This window comes from Streptomyces sp. NPDC001514, assembly GCF_053597075.1.
Window position 1 is genome coordinate 224,591 of the sequence record NZ_JBSFHO010000005.1, and the last position, 19,867, is coordinate 244,457.

14 protein-coding genes and 1 pseudogene are annotated in these 19,867 nt (G+C 70.6%); 9 read left to right on the forward strand and 6 right to left on the reverse strand.

What is annotated here, in order from left to right; genetic code table 11:
- A partial coding sequence (locus ACWCXB_RS08725; RefSeq protein ID WP_450720462.1) for a scabin-related ADP-ribosyltransferase occupies window positions 1-1,262 on the forward strand: 1,262 nt, incomplete at its 5' end.
- A 124-nt stretch (window positions 1,263-1,386) separates the two neighbouring features.
- Here the strand turns inward: ACWCXB_RS08725 and ligD are convergent.
- Window positions 1,387-2,397 carry a non-homologous end-joining DNA ligase gene (ligD, locus tag ACWCXB_RS08730; protein ID WP_450720464.1) on the reverse strand — a complete coding sequence of 337 codons (1,011 nt, stop codon included), beginning with the start codon at window positions 2,395-2,397 and terminating at the stop codon, window positions 1,387-1,389.
- 52 nt (window positions 2,398-2,449) lie between these two features.
- Here ligD and ACWCXB_RS08735 point away from each other — a divergent pair, with 52 nt between their 5' ends.
- The 3 genes from ACWCXB_RS08735 to ACWCXB_RS08745 all read left to right on the forward strand — a co-directional run bounded on the left by ACWCXB_RS08735 (window position 2,450) and on the right by ACWCXB_RS08745 (window position 7,184).
- On the forward strand, window positions 2,450-3,520 hold the full coding sequence (locus ACWCXB_RS08735; RefSeq protein ID WP_450720466.1) for an ATP-dependent DNA ligase: 1,071 nt from the start codon (window positions 2,450-2,452) through the stop codon (window positions 3,518-3,520).
- A gap of 125 nt (window positions 3,521-3,645) precedes the next feature.
- Window positions 3,646-4,077 carry an effector-associated constant component EACC1 gene (locus ACWCXB_RS08740; protein ID WP_450720468.1) on the forward strand — a complete coding sequence of 144 codons (432 nt, stop codon included), beginning with the start codon at window positions 3,646-3,648 and terminating at the stop codon, window positions 4,075-4,077.
- A gap of 2 nt (window positions 4,078-4,079) precedes the next feature.
- The gene (locus tag ACWCXB_RS08745; RefSeq protein WP_450720470.1) at window positions 4,080-7,184 is read left to right on the forward strand and encodes a caspase, EACC1-associated type; all 3,105 of its coding nucleotides are present in this window, start codon (window positions 4,080-4,082) and stop codon (window positions 7,182-7,184) included.
- 40 nt (window positions 7,185-7,224) lie between these two features.
- Here the strand turns inward: ACWCXB_RS08745 and ACWCXB_RS08750 are convergent, their stop codons facing one another.
- Window positions 7,225-9,141: an AMP-dependent synthetase/ligase gene (locus tag ACWCXB_RS08750; protein ID WP_450720472.1), complete on the reverse strand. Its 1,917-nt coding sequence runs from the start codon at window positions 9,139-9,141 to the stop codon at window positions 7,225-7,227.
- A gap of 198 nt (window positions 9,142-9,339) precedes the next feature.
- On the opposite strand from ACWCXB_RS08750, the gene ACWCXB_RS08755 reads away from it, so the two are divergent.
- On the forward strand, window positions 9,340-9,597 hold the full coding sequence (locus ACWCXB_RS08755; protein ID WP_450720474.1) for a hypothetical protein: 258 nt from the start codon (window positions 9,340-9,342) through the stop codon (window positions 9,595-9,597).
- A gap of 31 nt (window positions 9,598-9,628) precedes the next feature.
- Here ACWCXB_RS08755 and ACWCXB_RS08760 read toward each other — a convergent pair whose 3' ends face one another.
- On the reverse strand, window positions 9,629-10,582 hold the full coding sequence (locus ACWCXB_RS08760; RefSeq protein ID WP_450720476.1) for a GlxA family transcriptional regulator: 954 nt from the start codon (window positions 10,580-10,582) through the stop codon (window positions 9,629-9,631).
- A 248-nt stretch (window positions 10,583-10,830) separates the two neighbouring features.
- Between ACWCXB_RS08760 and ACWCXB_RS08765 the strand changes: the two genes are divergently transcribed.
- Window positions 10,831-11,280 (forward strand): hypothetical protein, encoded by a 450-nt coding sequence (locus ACWCXB_RS08765; RefSeq protein ID WP_450720478.1) that lies wholly within the window; start codon window positions 10,831-10,833, stop codon window positions 11,278-11,280.
- A 42-nt stretch (window positions 11,281-11,322) separates the two neighbouring features.
- Here ACWCXB_RS08765 and ACWCXB_RS08770 read toward each other — a convergent pair whose 3' ends face one another.
- Window positions 11,323-11,748 carry a YchJ family protein gene (locus ACWCXB_RS08770; protein ID WP_450720480.1) on the reverse strand — a complete coding sequence of 142 codons (426 nt, stop codon included), beginning with the start codon at window positions 11,746-11,748 and terminating at the stop codon, window positions 11,323-11,325.
- Window positions 11,749-11,874: 126 nt separating this feature from the next.
- Here ACWCXB_RS08770 and ACWCXB_RS08775 point away from each other — a divergent pair, with 126 nt between their 5' ends.
- Window positions 11,875-13,653 (forward strand): hydroxysqualene dehydroxylase, encoded by a 1,779-nt coding sequence (locus tag ACWCXB_RS08775; RefSeq protein WP_450720482.1) that lies wholly within the window; start codon window positions 11,875-11,877, stop codon window positions 13,651-13,653.
- A gap of 56 nt (window positions 13,654-13,709) precedes the next feature.
- Here ACWCXB_RS08775 and ACWCXB_RS08780 read toward each other — a convergent pair whose 3' ends face one another.
- Together ACWCXB_RS08780 and ACWCXB_RS08785 are read right to left on the reverse strand one after the other, a co-directional pair.
- Window positions 13,710-14,210 carry a hypothetical protein gene (locus ACWCXB_RS08780; RefSeq protein ID WP_450720484.1) on the reverse strand — a complete coding sequence of 167 codons (501 nt, stop codon included), beginning with the start codon at window positions 14,208-14,210 and terminating at the stop codon, window positions 13,710-13,712.
- Window positions 14,211-14,433: 223 nt separating this feature from the next.
- A pseudogene (locus ACWCXB_RS08785) lies at window positions 14,434-15,102 on the reverse strand (sugar-binding domain-containing protein); the annotation flags it as partial.
- A gap of 292 nt (window positions 15,103-15,394) precedes the next feature.
- On the opposite strand from ACWCXB_RS08785, the gene ACWCXB_RS08790 reads away from it, so the two are divergent.
- Together ACWCXB_RS08790 and ACWCXB_RS08795 are read left to right on the forward strand one after the other, a co-directional pair.
- Window positions 15,395-16,723 (forward strand): 6-phospho-beta-glucosidase, encoded by a 1,329-nt coding sequence (locus ACWCXB_RS08790; RefSeq protein WP_450720486.1) that lies wholly within the window; start codon window positions 15,395-15,397, stop codon window positions 16,721-16,723.
- 11 nt (window positions 16,724-16,734) lie between these two features.
- On the forward strand, window positions 16,735-19,863 hold the full coding sequence (locus tag ACWCXB_RS08795) for an alpha-mannosidase (protein WP_450720488.1): 3,129 nt from the start codon (window positions 16,735-16,737) through the stop codon (window positions 19,861-19,863).
- Window positions 19,864-19,867: the final 4 nt, after the last annotated feature.

Genomic DNA, 19,867 nt, shown 5'->3' on the forward strand with positions numbered 1-19,867 from the left:
GAGGCACATCAGGAGGCTCCGACTCCGGTGGCTCCAGCTCCGGAGGGTCCAGCTCCGGCGGATCAACCGGCGGCAACAACGGCGGCTCCTCCGGCGGTTCATCGGGCGGCAACAACGGTGGTTCCTCCGGCGGGACGTCAGGCGGCTCCAACTCCGGTGGCTCCAGCTCGGGAGGATCCAGCTCCGGTGGCTCCTCCGGCGGCACTGATGGCGGTCTGATCGGTGGTCTGATCGGTGGTGTCATCGGTGGCCCGAGTTCCGGCGGCCTGACCGGTGGCAGCAGCGGTGGCTCCTCCGGAGGATCGACCGGTGGCAGCAGCGGTGGCTCCTCCGGAGGATCGACCGGTGGCAGCAGCTCCGGCGGCCAGGAGGAGCCTGAGGACCCGGGGCCCAGGGACCCCGAGCAGCCCGAGGACCCCGAGAAGGACTGCGACACCACCGGCGTCGGTGGCATGGGCGCCGGCATCTCCATGTCGGTGCGCGGCTCCAGCGGTCGGGTCACCCTGGCCGCCGGCCCCGGCGATGGGGCCGGCGGCGCTCCCGGAGCAGGCATGCAGTCCATGCAGTCCGGTCTCGCCGCCGCTGCCGCCGCCGTCATGGGCACCGCCAGTGCTGCGGTCCCCGGCTACGACACCTATCAAGAGGCCGAAGATGCCGCGCGAGCCGCTCTCGGCTCCGGCGCCTGTTCAGATCCGACGCGGCAGGACGACAAAGACAATGACAAAGACCATGACACCGATGAAGACCATGACAAAGACCACGACAGCGACAAGGACCACGACAAGAACATTGGTCCGAGGCCCAATCCTCACCCGGAGGTGGCGATTGACCCCGACGTGGATGTGGAGAGCATCCAGGAAAGCATCGAGGGTCAGGGCAGCCTGACATGGCGTGACACACGTGAGCCTCTCTTCCGCAATGACGACCGTCCGCCGAGCGTCATCTTCGAGGAGGGCTTCGCGCCGCGGAACGAGTACAACACGGACCTGGACAGCTACGTCAACGACAGTGAGCCGTCCGCCTTCGTCGGCACCACGTACAACGAGGAATTCGCCACCAAGTGGGGCGCCAAGTACGTCTACGACATCGATGCGCCCGGTGGGATCGACATCAACCAAACCTTCGAAAACAGCCCCTACTCCCACGAGGACGAGATCGCCTTCCCGGGTGGGATCCGTCCGGAGTACATCAAGGGAGTCTGGGAGGTGAAGCCGGACGGTTCCCTGGGGAAGTACATCCCCAACAAGAACTACCAGGGGTAGTGGGGAAGCCGAAGCAGTCGGGACAGGCTCCAGCGTTTGCGCTGCGGGTGGTGCGCGGGCCGCACCACCCGCAGTGCCTGTCCGGTTTACCACCGACAACGGTGAACCCCACCCGTGGACGGGGTCAGTCCTCGCGCTTGGCCCTGCTCGGCTGCACCCGCTTCGGCTCCCCCGGCATCTTCGGGTACTCCGGCGGGTAGGGCAGATCGCCGAGGCCGTGCTCGGCCTCGTCCCGGCGGGCGAGTTCGAGCAGCCTCTCCAGGCTGAAGCGGTGGTCGTCCATGTCGGCGTGGACGTCGCCCACCTCTGCGTACCGTGCCGGCATCGTCGTGATGTCGAAGTCCTCCGGCACGGCGTCGTCGATCTCGTCCCAGCGCAGCGGGGCCGAGACCGGGGCGTGGGGACGGGGGCGGACCGAGTAGGCGGAGGCGATGGTGCGGTCGCGGGCGGTCTGGTTGTAGTCGACGAAGATCCGCTCGCCGCGCTCCTCCTTCCACCACTTGATGGTCACCCGGTCCGGCATGCGCCGCTCGAGCTCCCGGCCGCAGGCGATCGCGGCGCGCCGGACCTGGGTGAAGGTCCAGCGCGGTTCGATCGGCACGAAGACATGGATGCCGCGCCCGCCGGACGTCTTGGGCCAGCCCTGCAATCCGTGCTCGTCCAGGACCGCGCGCAGTTGATGGGCGGCGCGCACTGCGTCGGTGTAGTCCGTGCCGGGCTGGGGGTCGAGGTCGATGCGCAGCTCGTCGGGGTGGTCGGTGTCGTCGCGGCGCACGGGCCAGGGGTGGAAGGTGACCGCTCCGAGGTTGGCGGCCCACAGCACGGCGGCGGGCTCGGTCGGGCACATCTCGTCCGCGGAGCGGCCGCTGGGGAAGGTGATGTGGGCGGTCGGGATCCAGTCGGGAAGGTATTTCGGGGCGCGCTTCTGGAAGAAGGACTCGCCGGTCACTCCTTCGGGGTAGCGCTCCAGGGTGGTGGGGCGGTCGCGCAGGGCGCGGGTGATACCGGGGCCCACGGCGAGGTAGTACTGGACCATGTCCATCTTGGTGTAGCCGCGCTCGGGGAAGTACACCTTGTCGGGGTTGGAGACACGCACGGTCCGCTCCCCCACCTCCAGCTCCACGGCTTTGGCCATGCCCGTCAGCGTAGGCCGTGCCGGAAGCCCCCGCATACCGGAGAATCGCCCTATGGATCTGCCGGTGATGCCGCCCGTCAAGCCGATGCTCGCCAAGTCCGTGGCGAAGATCCCGCCCGGGATGCAGTACGAGGCCAAGTGGGACGGCTTCCGTGCGATCGTCCACCGGGACGGCGACGAGGTGGTGATCGGCAGCCGCACGGGCAAGCCGCTCACACGCTACTTCCCCGAGCTGGTCGTCGCGCTCCGCGCCAATCTGCCGGAGCGGTGCGTCGTGGACGGCGAGATCGTGATCGCGTACGAGGGACGGCTGGACTTCGACCGGCTCACGGAGCGCATCCACCCCGCCGACTCCCGGGTGCGGATGCTCGCCGAGAAGACGCCGGCGAGTTTCGTCGCCTTCGATCTGCTCGCGCTCCGGGACGAGGCGCTGCTGGACACCCCGCTGGCCGAGCGGCGCGCCATGCTCACCGATGCGCTCGGGGACGCCCGCGACCCGGTGCATCTGGCGCCCGCGACCACGGACACGGCGGTCGCCGAGCACTGGTTCGAGCAGTACGAGGGAGCGGGCCTCGACGGGGTGATCGCCAAGCCGCTCGACCTTCCGTACCGCCCGGACGCCCGGCTGATGTACAAGATCAAGCACGAGCGGACGGCGGACGTCGTCGTCGCCGGCTACCGCTTCCACAAGAGCGGCCCTGTCGTCGGCTCGCTGCTGCTCGGTCTGTACGACGCCGGTGGCGCCCTGCAGCATGTCGGCGTCTGTGCCGCGTTCTCGATGAAGCGCCGCGAGGAGCTGGTGGCGGAGCTGGAGCCGCTGCGTCTGGAGGATGTGACGGAGCACCCGTGGGCGCGCTGGGCCGAGGAGGCGGCCCACGAGTCGGCCCGGCTGCCCGGGGCCCCGAGCCGCTGGTCGGGCAAGAAGGACCTGTCGTGGGTGGCGCTGCGCCCGGAGCGGGTCGTGGAGGTCGCGTACGACCACATGGAGGGCGACCGCTTCCGGCACACGGCCCAGTTCCGGCGGTGGCGCCCCGACCGCACCCCCGAGAGCTGTACCTACGCCCAGTTGGAGGAGCCTGTGCGGTACGACCTCTCCGAGGTGCTGTCGGGGCCGGGCGGCTGAGCGGTCGCGGCGCGGGCCGGAAGCTGCCGGCGGCCACACGACTGTGCACAAACGCCTGCACTCAGTGACCGCGAGCCGCCACACTGTGGGACACGTCATCGCAAAGGAAACGTCTGGGGGGACGGATGCGGGTCCAGGGCTCGAATCACGGTGGCCGTGACAGCGACCACGCACCTGCCGTCATCGAGGTGCTGCTCGACATCACGCCCGACCCTGAGCTGGATCCGGAGGCGGCCGAGCGACCGCTGCGCCGGTTACGAGCAGAGATCGCCGAACTGGACGTCGAGTCGGTTCGTCCCGTACCTGCGGGTGCGGCTCCTGAGGGTGCGAAGGGCACCGATCCGGTCACGCTGGGGGCGATCATTGTCGCGCTGAGCGCGTCCGGCGGGGTGTTCACCGCGCTCGTCGAGACGCTGCGCGACTGGCTGACCCGGCAGTCCGCACGGCACCGTGTGTCGCTCACCGTCGACGGCGACACGATCGAGCTGGAGCACGCCTCCGACGCGGAACGGCAGCAGCTGATCGACGCGTACGTACGTCGGCACTCGGGCCAGTAGTCATGGGCCGCCGCCTGGCGCTGCTGATCGCCACATACGACTACCAGGACGCGGGACTCCGGCGGCTGACGGCACCCGCGCACGACGCGGAAGCGCTGGCCGCGGTGCTCCAGGACCCGGGCATCGCGGGCTTCGACGTCACCACGCTGATCAACGAACCGCACCACCGGGTCGGCGAGGCCATCGGCGGCCTCTACCGCGACCGGCGGCACGACGACCTCACCCTGCTGTACTTCACCGGCCACGGCCTGAAGGACGACGACGGCCGGCTCTACCTGGCGACGGCCAACACCCGCCGTGACAGCCTGCTGTTCACGTCCCTGCCCGCCGAACAGATCGACCAGGCCATGTCCGGCTGCGTCTCCCGACAGAAGGTGCTGATCCTCGACTGCTGCTACAGCGGTGCGTTCCCGGCCGGCGGCCTCGCCAAGGGCGATGCCGATGTGCACACGCTGGAACGGTTCCGGGGCCGCGGCCGAACGGTGCTGACGGCGTCCGATTCCACCCAGTACTCGTTCGAGGGCAACCAGCCGCACGGGGAGGCCCCCCAGTCGGTGTTCACCCGCCATCTGGTGGCCGGCCTGCGGGACGGCAGCGCCGATCTCGACGGCGACGGAGACATCACCATCGACGAGCTGTACAGCTACGTGTACGACCGGGTCGTCGACGAGACCCCGCGCCAGCGCCCGAAGAAGCAGGACAACGTCGAGGGCCGGATCGTCATCGCCCGGAACGTCAACTGGTCGCTGCCGGCCCATGTGCGACACGCGATCGAGAGTCCGTTGGCCAAGGACCGGCTGGCCGCCCTGGACGGCCTCGCCCATCTGCACCGGGTGGGCAACGAGATGGTACGGACGCGGGTCGCCGGGGAAGTCGGGCGTCTGACAGAGGACGACAGCAGACTGGTCTCGGCCGCCGCTGCACGGCTGTACGACGATCTGGGCCAGGCGCCGGAGCAGCCGGCGCCTCCTCCACCGGTCGAGCCCGTTCCTGATCCTGCGCCTCCCCCTACGGTCCCCGAGGCCGTTCCTGCGCCCGCACCTCCCCCTACGGTCCCCGAACCCGTTCCTGCGCCCGCGCCCCCTCCACCGTCCGAGCCGAGACCCACGCCCACGCCTCCCCCTACGGTGTCCGAACCCCCTTCTCCGGCTCCGCGGCCTGCACGGGACCCGGGCCGTCGGACGCGGCGGCGCGAGAGCTCCAGGGCGCGGCGTGGCGAGGTGTTCCGCCGGGCACGGGCGCGGCGCGGAGTGTTCCGTCTTGAACTCGCACGTCTGCCCGGGCTGTTGGCGATCCTTGCGGCGGCGCTCATGGGGTCGGGCGGCAGTTTCCTGGTCGCGTTCAACGGCTGGCGGCCCGTGGACGTCCTGGACGTCTGGATCATGGCGCTGGTCGCGCTCACCGCCGGAGTGTGCACGCTGCATCGCCGTACGCGCGAGCTGATCGGTCCCGGCGTCCTGATCGGCGCCGCCGTGGCGTCCGTCTGGTGGCTCGCCGACTTCCCCGGGTACGTGACCACGGCCTCCGAGAGTCAGCGCCTGGCCTACTGGCTCGAATTCTCGGGGCTCGCGGTCCTGGTGATCGGGGCCTTGGTCGCGGTCTCCGTCCTGATCAGGGCGAAGGCGGTCCGCTGTGAACCCCGCCTGCCCGCCAACCTGCTCACTTGGGCCGCGGCCCTGGCCGGAGCCGCGGGGGCGGCAATCGCCGCCTGGGCGCTGTCCGGACCGCTGCAGGAGGCCGCACAACGGCGCTGGGACTACAACAGGCCGGAGGACGGCTATCTGGCCTGGGCTTATATGGCGGCAACCGTGCTCACGGCGAGCGTCCCGGTGTGGGCCGCGTTGCTCCGCCCGCGCCGCTTCGGCCACGCCCTGCTGGCCGGATGGGCCTGTGGCAGCTGCGCCCTCGCCCTGGCCACCTACGTATGGCTTCGGGAGTTCGAACGGCCCGTCAGCGACACCCTGGTCCACGCGGGCGCGTTGCTGCTGCTCGTCACCGCTGCGGCCGTCCTGGCCCAGTGGGGGTCGACGACCCGTCCACCGCGCCCGCGCCGCACCGTTCTGGTCGCCTGGCTGGCTCTGGCGCCCTTGCTGGCCGCCGCGGGGGTGGTGGTCGTCGACCAGCGCATCCGCACCCCCGTCCTCAAGGTGAACGCGTTCTTCGCCGCGGTCAGCCCTGACGGCCGCCGCCTCTACGTCAACACGACCCAGGAGTGGTCGAACGCCCCTCGTTCTCTCCTCGATGCGGCACCGGCCCACGTCGTGGTCATCGATACGGCGACGAAGAAGCACATCGGCGAACCGATCCCCGCCGGCGAGGGCATCGGTGAGATCGCGGTGGGCCGGGACGGCAGCTACGTGTATGCCCTCAGCGAGCGCACGAACAGCGTGTCGGTCATCAGCACGCAGGAGAAGGCGACGGTCGGCGTCCCGATCGCCGTCGGGGCCCATCCCACCGGCTTGACCGTCACCTCCGACGGCCGTCGGCTCGTGGTGTTCAACAGCGCGTCGGATGATCTCTCGCTGATCGACACCTCGACGAACAAGGTCACGGGGGGCCGGATCCCGTTCGGTGCCGACGTGGCCGTCGCCGCGATCGCCCCGGACGGCCGCCGCCTCTACCTCGTCACGGGCAAGACGCGTGCCTTCTCCACGATCGACACCTCAACAGGCAAGGCCATCGGCAACCCGGTGACGCTCGGCATCGACGCCCAGGAGATGCTGATCAGTCCGGACGGCCGCCGTCTCTATCTCGTCGTACGCCAGAAGAACAGCCAGAGCAGTCGCGTCCATGTCATCGACGCGGCCACCGGCAAGGAGGCCGGAGCGCCCATCTCGCTGGATTCCGACCTCCACCTCGGCATGGGGATCAGCCCCGACGGCCGTCGCATCTATGTCTCCAATGCTTACGCCGGAACACTGTCCATCGTGGACACGGCGACGAACGCGACTGTCGGGACGCCGATTCCCCTGGGTGGGACGCCCGCAAGTGTGGCCGTCAGCCGGGACAGCCGGCACGTGTACGTCACGCTCATTGAGGGGAAAATCGCCGCATTGAAGGCCGATGACCCGTATTCCGTATCGACGATCGACCTGAAGGCGAGCTGACTCCCGGCGGACGCGTGCCTCAGCGGGGCCACCCGCGGGCTCAGCGGTAAAGTGCCTCGATCTCCGCGGCGTACGCGGCCACCACCGCATGCCGTTTGATCTTCAGTGACGGGGTCAGCAGCCCGTTCTCCTCGGTGAACTCTCCCGCGACGATGCGGAATTCACGGATCGACTCCGCCCGTGAGACGGCCTTGTTGGCGTAGTCGACGGCCTTGCGTACGTCGGCGGTCATCTCCGGGTCGCCGCACAGCTCGTCGAGCGGCGTGTCCGCGGGTCGCTTGCGGACGGCGAGCCAGTGCCGGACGGCGTCCGGGTCGAGGGTGACGAGCGCGGCGACGAAGGGGCGGTTGTCCCCGACGACGATGCACTGCCCGACGGGCGGGCGGCTGCGCAGCCGGTCCTCGAGCACTGCGGGCGAGACGTTCTTGCCGCCGGAGGTGACGAGGATGTCCTTCTTCCGCCCGGTGATCGTCAGATAGCCGTCCTCGTCCAGGGAGCCCAGGTCGCCGGTGGCGAACCAGTCGTCGTGGAGCACGTCACCGGTGGCAGCGGGGTTGTTCCAGTACGAGCCGAAGACGATGCCACCCTTGATCAGCACCTCGCCGTCGTCGGCGATCCGTACGGCGGTGCCGGGGACGGGCAGGCCGACGGTGCCGGGGCGGGGGCTGAGCGGTGGGGTGATGGTGGCGGCCGCGGTGGTCTCGGTGAGGCCGTACCCCTCGAAGATGATGATCCCGGCGGCGTAGAAGAAGAGGCTCAGGCGGCGGTCGAGCGGGGAGCCGCCGCTGATGGCGTACCGCAGCCTGCCGCCGAGCTCCTTGCGGACGCGCCGGAAGACGAGCAGGTCGTACAGCGCCCAGCCGAGATACAGGCCGAGCCCCGGTCCCTTGCCGCGGCCGAGAAACTTGTCGAGGTACGCCTCGCCGAACCGTACGCCGATCCGGTCGGCCCGGTCGAAGGACGAGCCGCGGCCGATCTTCTCGGCGGTGGCGCGGCCGGTGTCGTGGATCTTCTCGAAGAGATACGGCACTCCGACGACGAAGGTCGGCCTGAACCGCTGGAGTTCGGGGCGGAGTTCGTCGGGCTTGATGCTCGGGCAGTGGCCGAGCTCGATGCGCGCGAGGAGGCAGGCGATCTGGAGGGTGCGCCCGAGGATGTGCGCGAGCGGAAGGAAGAGGAGGGTGGCCGCGGTCTGGCCGGTGACCTCCTTGAAGACGGGGTGGAGCAGCTCGACGGTGTTGGCCGCCTCGGCGTGCAGATTGCCGTGGGTGAGTACGCAGCCCTTGGGCCGCCCGGTGGTGCCCGAGGTGTAGCAGAGGGTGGCGATGGTGTCGGAGGTGAGCGCGGCGCGCCGCTTGGCGACCTCGTCGTCGGGTACGTCGCGGCCGAGCGCGGTGAGGTCGCGCAGCGCGCCGCTGTCGATACGCCACTCGCGGGGCGGTTCGGGGAGCTGCTGGGAGGCTTCGGCGACGGTCGCCGCGTTGTCGTCGTTCTCCACGACGATGAAGCGGGCGCCGGAGTCGCGCAGGATCCAGGCGATCTGCTCGGCGGACGAGGTGGCGTACACGGGCACGGACTGGCCGCCCGCGGCCCAGACGGCGAAGTCGAGAACGGTCCATTCGTAGCGGGTGCGGGACATCAGCGCGACCCGTCCGCCGGGCTCCAGGCCTGACGCGATCAGGCCTTTCGCGACAGCGGTGACCTCCTGGGCGAAGGCGGCCGCCGTGACGGGCCGCCAGCTGCCCGCCTCCTTGCGCCTGAGGACGACGGCGCCGGGCGCCTCGTCGGCGTTGACGTAGGGTATGTCGGCGGTGGACCCGGAGACCGGGGACCTGACGAGTGGGGCGGCCCGCACCTCGCGTACGGCCCCCTCCTGGTCCCTGATCAGCTCGACCGCGGCGCGTTGCGCCAGGTCGGAGCGGTGTTTGGCCCTCTTCAGGTCCTTGCGCACGCCCATGGTCGCTCCCGTTCGCGGACTTGGGGCTTACTGCGGAGGCAACTTACTCCGGCGTAAGGAGAAATCAACGGGCATTTCCGAACGGTTGCAGCACAGAGACATCCCGGCAGGCGAACCGTGAAGCCCATCCGGTACGTATAGAGGACAACAACACTCACGCCCGGCGACCCCGGAGCAAGCAGCAGCGAAGGACCACACGTGACCGCGTCGAATCTCGTCCCCGTCCCGATCCCCGATCGGGTTGCGGCCCTGATCGGGTCCTGCATGCCGCTCGGCATCCTCCAGGCGGAGCTCGACGCCGAATGCGCAGCCCGTGAGGCCCGCCTCTTCCGCGCCCCGTTCTGTTCCGAGGACCAGGCCGACCGTGAACACGCGCTCGCTGCGCTGGCCAGGGCGAACAAGGTCCTGGCTGCGTACAACCCCGGTCTTGTGCTGCGGCACGGCAGGGGGTACTGACCGTCGTTCGCCGCGTTGAATCGGGCTTCCCCTAGCCTCCCTCGGCGCCGCGGAAGGCGCGGCGGTAGGCGTGGGGGCTGGTGCCCACCTGGCGTTTGAAGCGGTCACGGAAGGACGTCGGAGACCCGAAGCCGACCTGCGTGGCGATGCGGTCGACCGCGTGAGCGGTCGTTTCCAGGAGGTGCTGGGCCTGGCGGATGCGCGCGCGGTGGAGCCACTGGAGCGGGCTCGTGCCGGTCTGCTCGCGGAAGCGGCGGTTGAGCGTGCGGGGGCTCATTCCGGCGTGGTCGGCGATGTCGGCGAGGGTGAGCTCGCGACGGGCGTTCTCCTCCATCCAGCGCAGCAGCGGCTCCAGGGTCGCGCCGGCCGGAGCCGGGGGCTGCTCGTGGACGATGAACTGGGCCTGGCCGCCCTCGCGTTCGAGCGGCATGACCGAGAGGCGGGCCGCGTCGGCGGCGACCGCGGAACCGTAGTCCCGGCGGATCATGTGCAGGCACAGGTCGAGTCCGGCGGCCGACCCCGCCGAGGTGAGGAACTGGCCGTTGTCGACGTAAAGCACGTCCGGGTCCACCTCGATCTTCGGGTACATGCGCGCGAGGGCTTCCGCGCCCAGCCAGTGAGTGGTGGCCCGAAGGCCGTCGAGCAGCCCGGTGGCGGCGAGTACGAAGGAGCCCACGCAGATCGAGGCGATCCGGGTACCGCCCGCGGCCGCCCGTCGCAGCGCATCGATCACCTCGGACGGCACGGGCTCCGTGGGGTGGGCGCAGCCCGGCAGGATGATCGTGTCCGCGTCGTCGAGCGCGTCGAGGCCCCAGGGCGCGCGCAGGGTGAAGGCGCCGGCGTCGATCTCGTCGGCCGGCGAGCAGACCCTGACCCGGTAGGCGGCCCTGCCGTCGGGCAGCCGCGCACGCCCCAAGGTGTCGATGGGGGTGGAGAGATCAAAGGGGATGACGCCGTCGAGGGCGAGTACGGCCACCGTGTGCATGGCCACAACGTACGCTGTCGCCGGAATCGCGCCAAAGGCTGTGAACGGTGGCGGAGCGGCTGGACGCGGCGCGGACCGGCCCGGCCCGGCCGGCCGGCCCGGCGAGAGCCTGGTAAGGCCAGTTTCGATCCTGGCCAAGTCCTGGCGAGGCCGTGGCGAGGTTCTGGCGGGGGTCCTGGCGAGAATCCGTTGGAACCTGGCAATACCGCCACTGTCCCGGCCCTGCCGTACGTCGCTAGCGTCACCTCGTGACCAAGATCCTCCTCATCGTTCACGTCCTGGCCGCGATCATCGCCATCGGTCCTGTCACCGTGGCCGCCAGCATGTTCCCGGCGGCCGCCCGCCATGTCCTCGCCGAGCCGCACGATGAGCGAGCCCGCGCCGTGCTCCGGAACCTCCATCGTGTCTGCAAGGTGTACGCCGTCGTCGGCGTCGTCGTCCCCGTCTTCGGGATCGCGACCGCCAACAGCCTCCACGTCCTCGGCGACACCTGGCTGATCGTCTCGATGGTGCTCACGGCCGTCGCCGCCGCCGTGCTCGCCGCGCTTGTACTGCCGCGGCAGAGCGCGCTCCTGGAAGGACCGGCGGGGATCGCCGACACCAAGCGGCTCGCGATGTACACCGGAATGTTCAACCTGCTGTGGGCCACGGTCACCGTGCTCATGATCGTGCGCCCGGGGTCGACGACGAGCGTCTGACCCCGCCCGCCGTGGCTCAGCGCCGCCGTTGCGATCCCCCGCTCACTCCTCGAACGTACCGTCCACATACACCCAGGCGCCCTCGTTGCGTTCGAAGCGGCTGCGCTCGTGCAGGGCGCCGGGCTCACCCCCGTGGGTGTAGCGGGCGACGAAGGTGACGGTGCCGGTGGTGTGGAACATGCTGCCGTCGGTGGTCTCCAGGATCTCCAGGCCCCTCCAACGCATGCCGGGGTCGAAGTCGACGGACGGCGGCCGGGTGGCGGGGTGCCAGGTGCGCAGCAGATACGCCTCGTCGCGGACGACGAAAGCGCTGTAGCGGGACCGCATCAGCAGCTCGGCGGTCGGGGCCGCGGCCTGTCCGGTGTGGAACCGGGCGCAGCAGGAGCCGTACGAGGCGGGCAGCCCGCAGGGGCAGGGCGACTCGGCGGTGACGGTGGGCTGCTGGGGGCGGGCGGTACGTCGGGGCATGGCCCCATTGTGTCGCGGGGTGTGTCGCGCTGGGTGAATGGGCCCGCACACGGCTTCCGGGTCACCGGGGCCGACCGTATGCTCCTGCGCCGGACCTGACAGTTACCGTTGAGTAGGGGGCTGGGCATGGATCGGTCGGATCGGTCGGGAACCACACGGCGCACCTTCATCGCGGGAGCCGCGGTGGCCGGATCCGCCGCGGCGCTCACCACCGGAAGCGGGACGGCGGCCGCGGCACCCGCCTCATCCCCGCCCTCGGTCGCCGTCCTGGGCGGCGGCGTCGCAGGACTCACCGCGGCTCATGAACTCGCCGAGCGTGGCTTACGCGTGACGGTGTACGAGCGCAGAGCGCTGGGTGGCAAGGCCCGCAGCATGGACGTACCGGGCACGGGGAAGGGCGGGCGCCGCCCCCTGCCCGCCGAGCACGGCTTCCGTTTCATCCCGGGCATCTACCACAACCTGCCGGACACGATGCGGCGCATCCCCTTCCCGGGCAACGCCAACGGCGTCTGGGACAACCTCGTCGCGCCGCCCGAGATGTCCTTCGCCCGCACCGGGCGCGAGGATCTGCGCATTCCGCTCCCCTGGCCCGGCCACCGCCCGGCCGAACTCACCCTCGACGAGATCCGCCGGGCCCTCACCGCGTTCTTCGACACGGCTCTGGGCATCCCGCTGCACGAGACGGCGTACTTCGTGAACCGCGGAATGGTCTTCCTCACCAGCTGCGACGAGCGGCGCGACGGAGCCTGGGAGCGCACGCCCTGGTGGGACTTCATCCGCGCCGAGGAGATGTCGTACGACTACCAGCGCATCCTCGCGATCGGGCTGACCCGCAACATCGTGGCGACCAAGGCCGAGGAGGCCAGTACGCGTACGGTCGCCACACTGCTGGAGGCGTTCGTCTTCAACGCCCTGGGGCGGGGCGCGGACGGTCCGCTGGACCGGATTCTCAACGCCCCGACCAATGAGGCCTGGATCGATCCCTGGGTCGGGCATCTGCGCTCGCTGGGCGTGGAGTTCAAGGTCGGCTGGACACTGCGCGAGCTGGCGTACGGCTCTGGCCGGATCACCGGGGCGGTCATGGAGGATCCCGACGGGGCCCGCCGCACGGTCACCGCCGACCACTACGTCTCGGCGCTACCGGTCGAGCACGCCCGGCGCACCTGGGGAGCGGCGCTGCGGGCAGCTGATCCGCAGCTTGCCCGCTGCGACAGGCTCGAGACCGACTGGATGACGGGTATCCAGTTCTATCTGACGGAGAAGGCACCGCTGCTGCACGGTCATCTCAACTGCATCGACTCCCCCTGGTCCCTGACCGCCATTCAGCAGGCGGAGCACTGGCCGCACCGCGTGTTCCCGCAGGACTACGGCGACGGGGTGGCGGTCGACTGCGTGTCCGTGGACATCTCCGAGTGGGACAGGCCGGGGATCCTCTACGGGAAGACGGCCAAGCAGTGCACACGCGAGCAGGTGGCCCGCGAGGTGTGGGCCCAGCTGAAGGCGGCGCTCAACGACACGGGCCGTACGGTCCTGAAGGACAGCGCCCTGCACTCCTGGTTCCTGGATCCGGGCGTGGACGGACTGGGCACCCCGCATCCCACGAACGACGACGAGTTGCTCATCCACCCGGTGGGCACCTTCCACAACCGCCCGTCCGCCGCGACGAAGATCCCGAACCTCTTCCTCTCCGGTGACTACGTCGCCGTCGACATCGACCTGGCGACGATGGAGGGCGCCAACGCATCGGCTCGCGCCGCGGTCAACGCCCTCCTCGATCGCATCGGCTCACCGACAGAGCGTTGCACGATCAAGCCCCTGTTCCGCGCACCGGAGCTCGATCACCTCAAGCGCCACGACCGCACGCGCTACCGGCTGGGGCTGCGGAACGTGTTCGATCTGGGCTGATCTGCCCGGGCCGGCTCCCGGCTACACGGCTCCGGCTCCCGGCTCCCGGCTCCCAGCTACACGGTCGCGGGGTTGAAGGTGTCGAAGTAGAGGCTGTCCGTCACCGGGTCCAGGTGGAACCGACCCGAGTAGAGCGCCTTGGTGATGCGCTGGTCATAGCGGGCACTGGACATCCACCGGGCTTCGGCGGGCCGGAACTCCGCCAGCGGCTCCGGCACCTCGCGCGGGTCACGCGCGGCGAAGCCGTACGCGGGCACACCGGTGATCTTGCCGGCCGTGCCCGCAGGCAGCCGGGCGAATCCGACCACCCGGATCTGCGGGTCCTGGTCCGGGATGTCGCGCCCGGAGTCGTTCGGATTGTCCACGAGCCAGTGCGGGTCGGTCAGATGACCGATGTGGCGGAACCTGCTCCGCAGTGGCTCGACGTCAGTCCGGACGCGTTCACGGGCCGGGACGCCCTCGTCGGCGGCCGCGTAGATGCCGATGCCGCCGCCCACCGCCACCAGCCCGCTCAGCAGGAGCCATCTGCGGCGGCTCACCAAGACCGGCTTGCTCATACCGTCTCCCCCCGTGAGAGGGAGATCCTAGCCGCCGCGCACAGGCGTTCCGCGTCCGTCCACGGTCCGGCTGGGTTCGATGTCCTCGTCGCCCGCCGTGCTCGGGATCTGAGGGATGGACGACGCGGCGATGGCCGAGCTGGGCGAGATGCCCGCACACGGCCACGATGCGGAAGAAGTCGACGGTGACGGAGTGCAGGGCGGTGCCCTAGAAGGAGGAGCAGCCGTCCGTCAGCGGCCCGCGGACGCGGCAGTCGACCCGCAGTTCCCCGTCCTGGCCGGCGCGGACGGCCACGTCGTCGAGGTACAGGGCGTCGGTCGAGTGGAGCCGTACGGAGCGGGTGATACCGCCGTGCCACCACTGGTCCTGATCCTCGATATGCGAGGCGTCGGACCACTTCACGACGGTGAGTCGCAGGGTGTGCCGCTCCCCGGGCCGGACGGCGTCGGTGATGTCGAACTCGCTCGCCAGGTGGGAGTCCTTGCCGACACCGACCGCCGTGCCGTCGATCTCGGCGACGAGGACGCTCTCGGCGGCGCCGACGTGCACGACCGTCCTGCGCCCGGCCCAGTAGGCGGGGACCTCGAACTCGCGCTCGTACACGCCCGTGGGGTTGGCGTCGGGGACGTGCGGCGGGCGGTGCGGGAACGGCATCCGGACGTTGGTGTAGTGCGACAGATCGCGCGGGTCGTGCATCGTCCAGCAGCCGGGTACGGGAGCCTCGTCCCAGGCCTCGGCGAGGGCCGCGCCGGGCGTCGGCAGCAGCTGGAAGCGCCAGGTGCCGTCGAGAAGGATGCTCCCGGCCCGGCGGTCGACGGCGTTCATCGGCAAGCGCCGCCAGCTGGTCAGCTCGGGAGAATCCCAGGGTCGTACGGGGGTGGTGAAGGTCATCGAGGCGTCCCCTTCGGCCGGTCGGCAGGCAGTCGTCCTGCGAATGGCGACAGGATCTTACAGAAACCCACAGGATCCAACGGCAGGAGCTGAAGAACCTGCTCAACCTGGCGCTGTCGGGGAGCTCCTGGTTCTCGCGGGTACGTCCCAGAAGTGACAGCGTGGTGACACACCACACCACGGCACGGCACGCACGGCACACACGGCACGCACGGCACACACGGCACACACGGCACGGCACACTCGGCATGGCACCAGGTATCGGAGGCGTAGGCATGAGGACGGTCGCGTCATGAGGCTGACGATTCTCGGCGGCGGCGGCTTCCGGGTGCCGCTCGTGTACGCCGCGCTCCTCGGCGACCATGCCGAGGGCCGGGTCACCCACGTCACCCTCCACGACCTCGACCCCGCCCGGCTCGGCGCCATCGCAGGGGTGCTCGCCGAGCAGGCCGCGGGAATCCGGGACGCACCCGCCGTCACCGTCACCACCGACCTCGACGACGCCGTGCGCGGCGCAGACTTCGTCTTCTCCGCGATCCGGGTGGGCGGCCTCGACGGCCGGGCGGCGGACGAGCGCATCGCCCTCGCCGAGGGCGTGCTGGGCCAGGAGACGGTCGGCGCGGGCGGCATCGCGTACGGGCTGCGGACCGTGCCCGTGGCCATGGACATCGCCCGCCGGATCGCTGCGCTCGCGCCCGACGCCTGGGTCATCAACTTCACCAATCCGGCGGGGCTGGTCACCGAGGCCATGTCCCGGGTGCTCGGCGACCGGGTCATCGGCATCTGCGACTCCCCCGTCGGGCTCGGCCGCCGCGTCGCCCGCGCCCTGGGTGCCGACCCCGCCGAGGCGTGGATCGACTATGTCGGCCTCAACCACCTCGGCTGGCTGCGCGGGCTCCGGGTCGCCGGGCGCGACGAGCTGCCGCGCCTGCTCGCCGATCCGGACGCCCTCGGTTCGTTCGAGGAGGGCAGGCTCTTCGGCGCCGAGTGGCTGCGCACGCTCGGCGCGATCCCCAACGAGTACCTGCACTACTACTACTTCAACCGCGAGACCGTTCAGGCGTACAGGGCCGCGGCCCGGACCCGCGGTGCGTTCCTGCGCGACCAGCAGGCCGCCTTCTACGCCGGCCCTTCGCTCACGTCCTGGGACGCGACCCGGGCCGAGCGCGAGGCGACGTACATGGCGCTGGGCCGCGAGGCGTCCGGTGCGGGCGAGCGCGCGGCGGACGACCTCGAGTCCGGCGGCTACGAGAAGGTCGCGCTCGCACTCATGCGCGCCATCGCCAGGGACGAGCGCGCCACCCTCATCCTCAACGTCCGCAACCGTACGACCCTTTCGGTGCTGGACGAGGACGCCGTGATCGAGGTGCCGTGCCTCGTCGACGCCAACGGCGCCCACCCCTGTGCGGTCGACCCGCTGCCGTACCACGCGACCGGACTCGTCAGCTCGGTCAAGGCCGTCGAGCGCGAAGTCCTCGCCGCGGCGGACAGCGGCTCGCGCGCCACCGCGGTCAAGGCCCTCGCGCTGCACCCCCTGGTCGACTCCGTCACGGTCGCCCGCCGTCTGCTCGACAGCTACACGAGCGAGCATCCCGGCCTCGCCTATCTCAACCGGAAGTAGGTGTCTGTCACATGCACGACGAACGCCGAAGGATCGAGCAGCGGGTCGAACGCGTTCTGGAGCAGCGGGTCCGGCCGCTGATCCACTCCGCCGCCGTGCCGCTGACCGTGGAGGCCTGGCAGGTGCCGGACGAGCCGGTGCCCTTCGCCGAGGCGCGGGCAGCGGAGTACGAGCCGTTCGCGATGGGCACGCCGTGGGGGCCGCCGTGGGGCACGACCTGGTTCCGCGTACGCGGTGAGGTGCCGGCCGACTGGGCGGGACGCAGGGTGGAGGCCTGGTTCGATCTCGGATTCGTCAGCAGCTGGCCGGGCAACCAGGCCGAGGCGCTGGTCCATCTGCCGGACGGCACCCCGGTAAAGGCGGTCAATCCGCAGAACCAGTACGTCCCCGTCGCCTTCCCCGCCGCCGGAGGCGAACAGGTGGCGTTCCTCGTCGAGGCCGCCTCCAACCCGGACATCCTCGCCGACCACTTCCGCCGCCCGACGCCCATGGGCGACAAGCGCACGGCAGGCAGCAAGCCGCTCTACACGTTCGCGCGCGCCGATCTCGCCGTACTCGACGAGGAGGTCTGGCAGTTGTCGCTGGACCTTCAGGTGCTGCGCGAGCTGATGCTGGAGCTGGACGAGGGCGAACCGCGCCGCCACGAGATCATGCACACGCTGGAGCGGGCGGTGAACGCGCTGGACCTGGACGACATCCCGGGGACCGCGAAAGCCGCGCGCGACGTCCTGGCGGACGCCCTGGCGCGGCCCGCGCACGCCAGCGCGCACACCGTCTCGGCGGTCGGGCACGCGCACATCGACACCGCCTGGCTGTGGCCCATCCGTGAGACCAAACGCAAGACGGCCCGGACGTTCGCCAACGTCACGGCGCTGGCGAAGGAGTACCCGGAGTTCGTCTTCGCCTGCTCGCAGGCGCAGCAGTACGCATGGGTGCGCGACACCCACCCGCAGGTGTGGGCCCGTATCCAGGAGGCCGTGCAGAGCGGACAGTGGGCGCCGGTCGGCGGCATGTGGGTGGAGGCCGACGGCAATCTGCCCGGCGGTGAGGCGCTCGCCCGCCAGCTCGTCCACGGCAAGCGTTTCTTCCTCGACGCGTTCGGGATCGAGACGGAGGGGGTGTGGCTGCCGGACTCCTTCGGATACACGGCCGCCTACCCGCAGCTCGCGAAGCTCGCCGGGATGAAGTGGTTCCTGACCCAGAAGCTGTCCTGGAACCAGACCAACAAGCTGCCCCACCACACCTTCTGGTGGGAGGGCATCGACGGCTCGCGGGTCTTCACGCACTTCCCGCCGGTGGACACGTACAACGTGGTCTTCTCCGGGCGGGAGATGGCGCACGCGGTGCGCAACTACCAGGACAAGGGCGGCGGTACGCGCTCGCTGGCGCCCTTCGGGCACGGTGACGGCGGCGGCGGGCCGACGCGGGAGATGCTCGAGCGGGCACGGCGGCTGGCCGACCTGGAGGGCTCGGCGAAGGTCGTGATCGAGCATCCGAACGCCTTCTTCGCGGCGGCCCGCGCGGAGTACCCGGACGCGCCCGTGTGGTCGGGCGAGCTCTATCTGGAGCTGCACCGCGCGACGTACACCTCGCAGGCCCGCACCAAGCAGGGCAATCGCCGCAGTGAACACCGCCTGCGGGAGACCGAGTTGTGGGCGACGGCCGCGGCGCTGCACGTTCCCGGGTACGCGTATCCGTACCAGGAGCTGGACGAGCTGTGGAAGACGGTGCTGCTGCACCAGTTCCACGACATCCTGCCGGGCTCGTCGATCGCGTGGGTGCACCGGGAGGCGGAGGCGGAGTACGCGCGCGTCGCGACGGAGCTGGAGGCGCTGACCGCGCAGGCACTGGAGGCGGTGGGCGGGGCGGGGCCGGTCGAGCCGTGGGTGTACAACGCGGGGCCGCGGGACCGGGCGGAGGTCGTGCGCGTCCCGGCGACGCTGGCCGGCATCCTCGACCCGGGGCTGCCGCGGCTGTCGGACGGCTCGGCCGCCGTGTTCGTGGAGGTGCCGGCCTCCGGCTGTGCGCGCGTCACGCCCCGCGTCCCGGTGCAGCGGCCGGTCACGGTCACCAACCGGGCCCTCGACAACGGTCTCGTACGGGTCGAGATGGCGGACGACGGCACGTTCACGTCCGTACGCGACCTGGTCCACGGCCGTGAGGTCCTCGCGCCCGGCGGCAAGGGCAATCTGCTGCGGCTGCACAGCGACCTGCCCAACTACTGGGACGCCTGGGACATCGACAAGCACTACCGCCACCGCTGGACCGACCTGCTGGAGGGCGCCACGATCAGGATCGCCGAGGACGGACATCTGCTGGGCGCGCTGCGCGTGGAGCGGAGCTTCGGCAAGGGCGACCGGTCGCGGATCGTGCAGACCGTCACCGTCCGGGCCGGCAGCCGTCGTATCGACATCGACACCGAGATCGACTGGCACGAGGCGGAGAAGATCCTCAAGGCCGGCTTCCCGCTCGATGTGCACGCCGACCGGTCCGCCGCCGAGATCCAGTTCGGCCACGTCCACCGGCCGACGCACACCAACACCAGCTGGGAGGCGGCCCGGTTCGAGGTGTACGGCCACCGCTGGGTGCATGTCGGCGAGCCCGGTTACGGCGTCGCGGTGATCAACGACTCGACGTACGGCCACGACGTCTCGCGCACCACGCGCGAGGAGGACGGCGGCACGACCACGACGGTGCGGCTCAGCCTGGTGCGCGCGCCCCGGGTGCCCGACCCGGAGGCCGACCAGGGGCTGCACCGCTTCACCTACTCCCTGCTGCCGGGCGCGACGATCGAGGACGCGGTGGCGGAGGGGTACGCGCTGAATCTGCCGCTGCGGGTCGGGCCCGCGGGTGCGGAGGTGCCGCCCGTGGTGTCGACGGACGGGTCTTCGGCGGTGCTCGTCGAGGCGGTGAAGCTCGCGGACGACGGTTCCGGCGACGTGGTCGTACGACTCTACGAGTCGCTGGGCGGCCGGGCGACGACGACTCTGCGCACGGGATTCCACACGGTCGGAGCAGTGCTGACCGATCTGCTGGAGCGCCCCCTGCCGGACGGGCCGCCGCTCGTTGTGGAGCGCGACAGCGTTGCGCTGACGCTGCGTCCGTTCCAGATCGTGACGGTGCGGCTGACCCGCGGGTAGTCCT

Coding starts and splice junctions, on each gene's coding strand:
- ligD (WP_450720464.1), bottom strand. CDS start 2,397: ATGGCCAAAGCCGTGGAGCTGGAGGTGGGGGAGCGGACCGTGCGTGTC.
- ACWCXB_RS08735 (WP_450720466.1), top strand. CDS start 2,450: ATGGATCTGCCGGTGATGCCGCCCGTCAAGCCGATGCTCGCCAAGTCC.
- ACWCXB_RS08740 (WP_450720468.1), top strand. CDS start 3,646: ATGCGGGTCCAGGGCTCGAATCACGGTGGCCGTGACAGCGACCACGCA.
- ACWCXB_RS08745 (WP_450720470.1), top strand. CDS start 4,080: ATGGGCCGCCGCCTGGCGCTGCTGATCGCCACATACGACTACCAGGAC.
- ACWCXB_RS08750 (WP_450720472.1), bottom strand. CDS start 9,141: ATGGGCGTGCGCAAGGACCTGAAGAGGGCCAAACACCGCTCCGACCTG.
- ACWCXB_RS08760 (WP_450720476.1), bottom strand. CDS start 10,582: ATGCACACGGTGGCCGTACTCGCCCTCGACGGCGTCATCCCCTTTGAT.
- ACWCXB_RS08770 (WP_450720480.1), bottom strand. CDS start 11,748: ATGCCCCGACGTACCGCCCGCCCCCAGCAGCCCACCGTCACCGCCGAG.
- ACWCXB_RS08775 (WP_450720482.1), top strand. CDS start 11,875: ATGGATCGGTCGGATCGGTCGGGAACCACACGGCGCACCTTCATCGCG.
- ACWCXB_RS08780 (WP_450720484.1), bottom strand. CDS start 14,210: ATGAGCAAGCCGGTCTTGGTGAGCCGCCGCAGATGGCTCCTGCTGAGC.
- ACWCXB_RS08790 (WP_450720486.1), top strand. CDS start 15,395: ATGAGGCTGACGATTCTCGGCGGCGGCGGCTTCCGGGTGCCGCTCGTG.
- ACWCXB_RS08795 (WP_450720488.1), top strand. CDS start 16,735: ATGCACGACGAACGCCGAAGGATCGAGCAGCGGGTCGAACGCGTTCTG.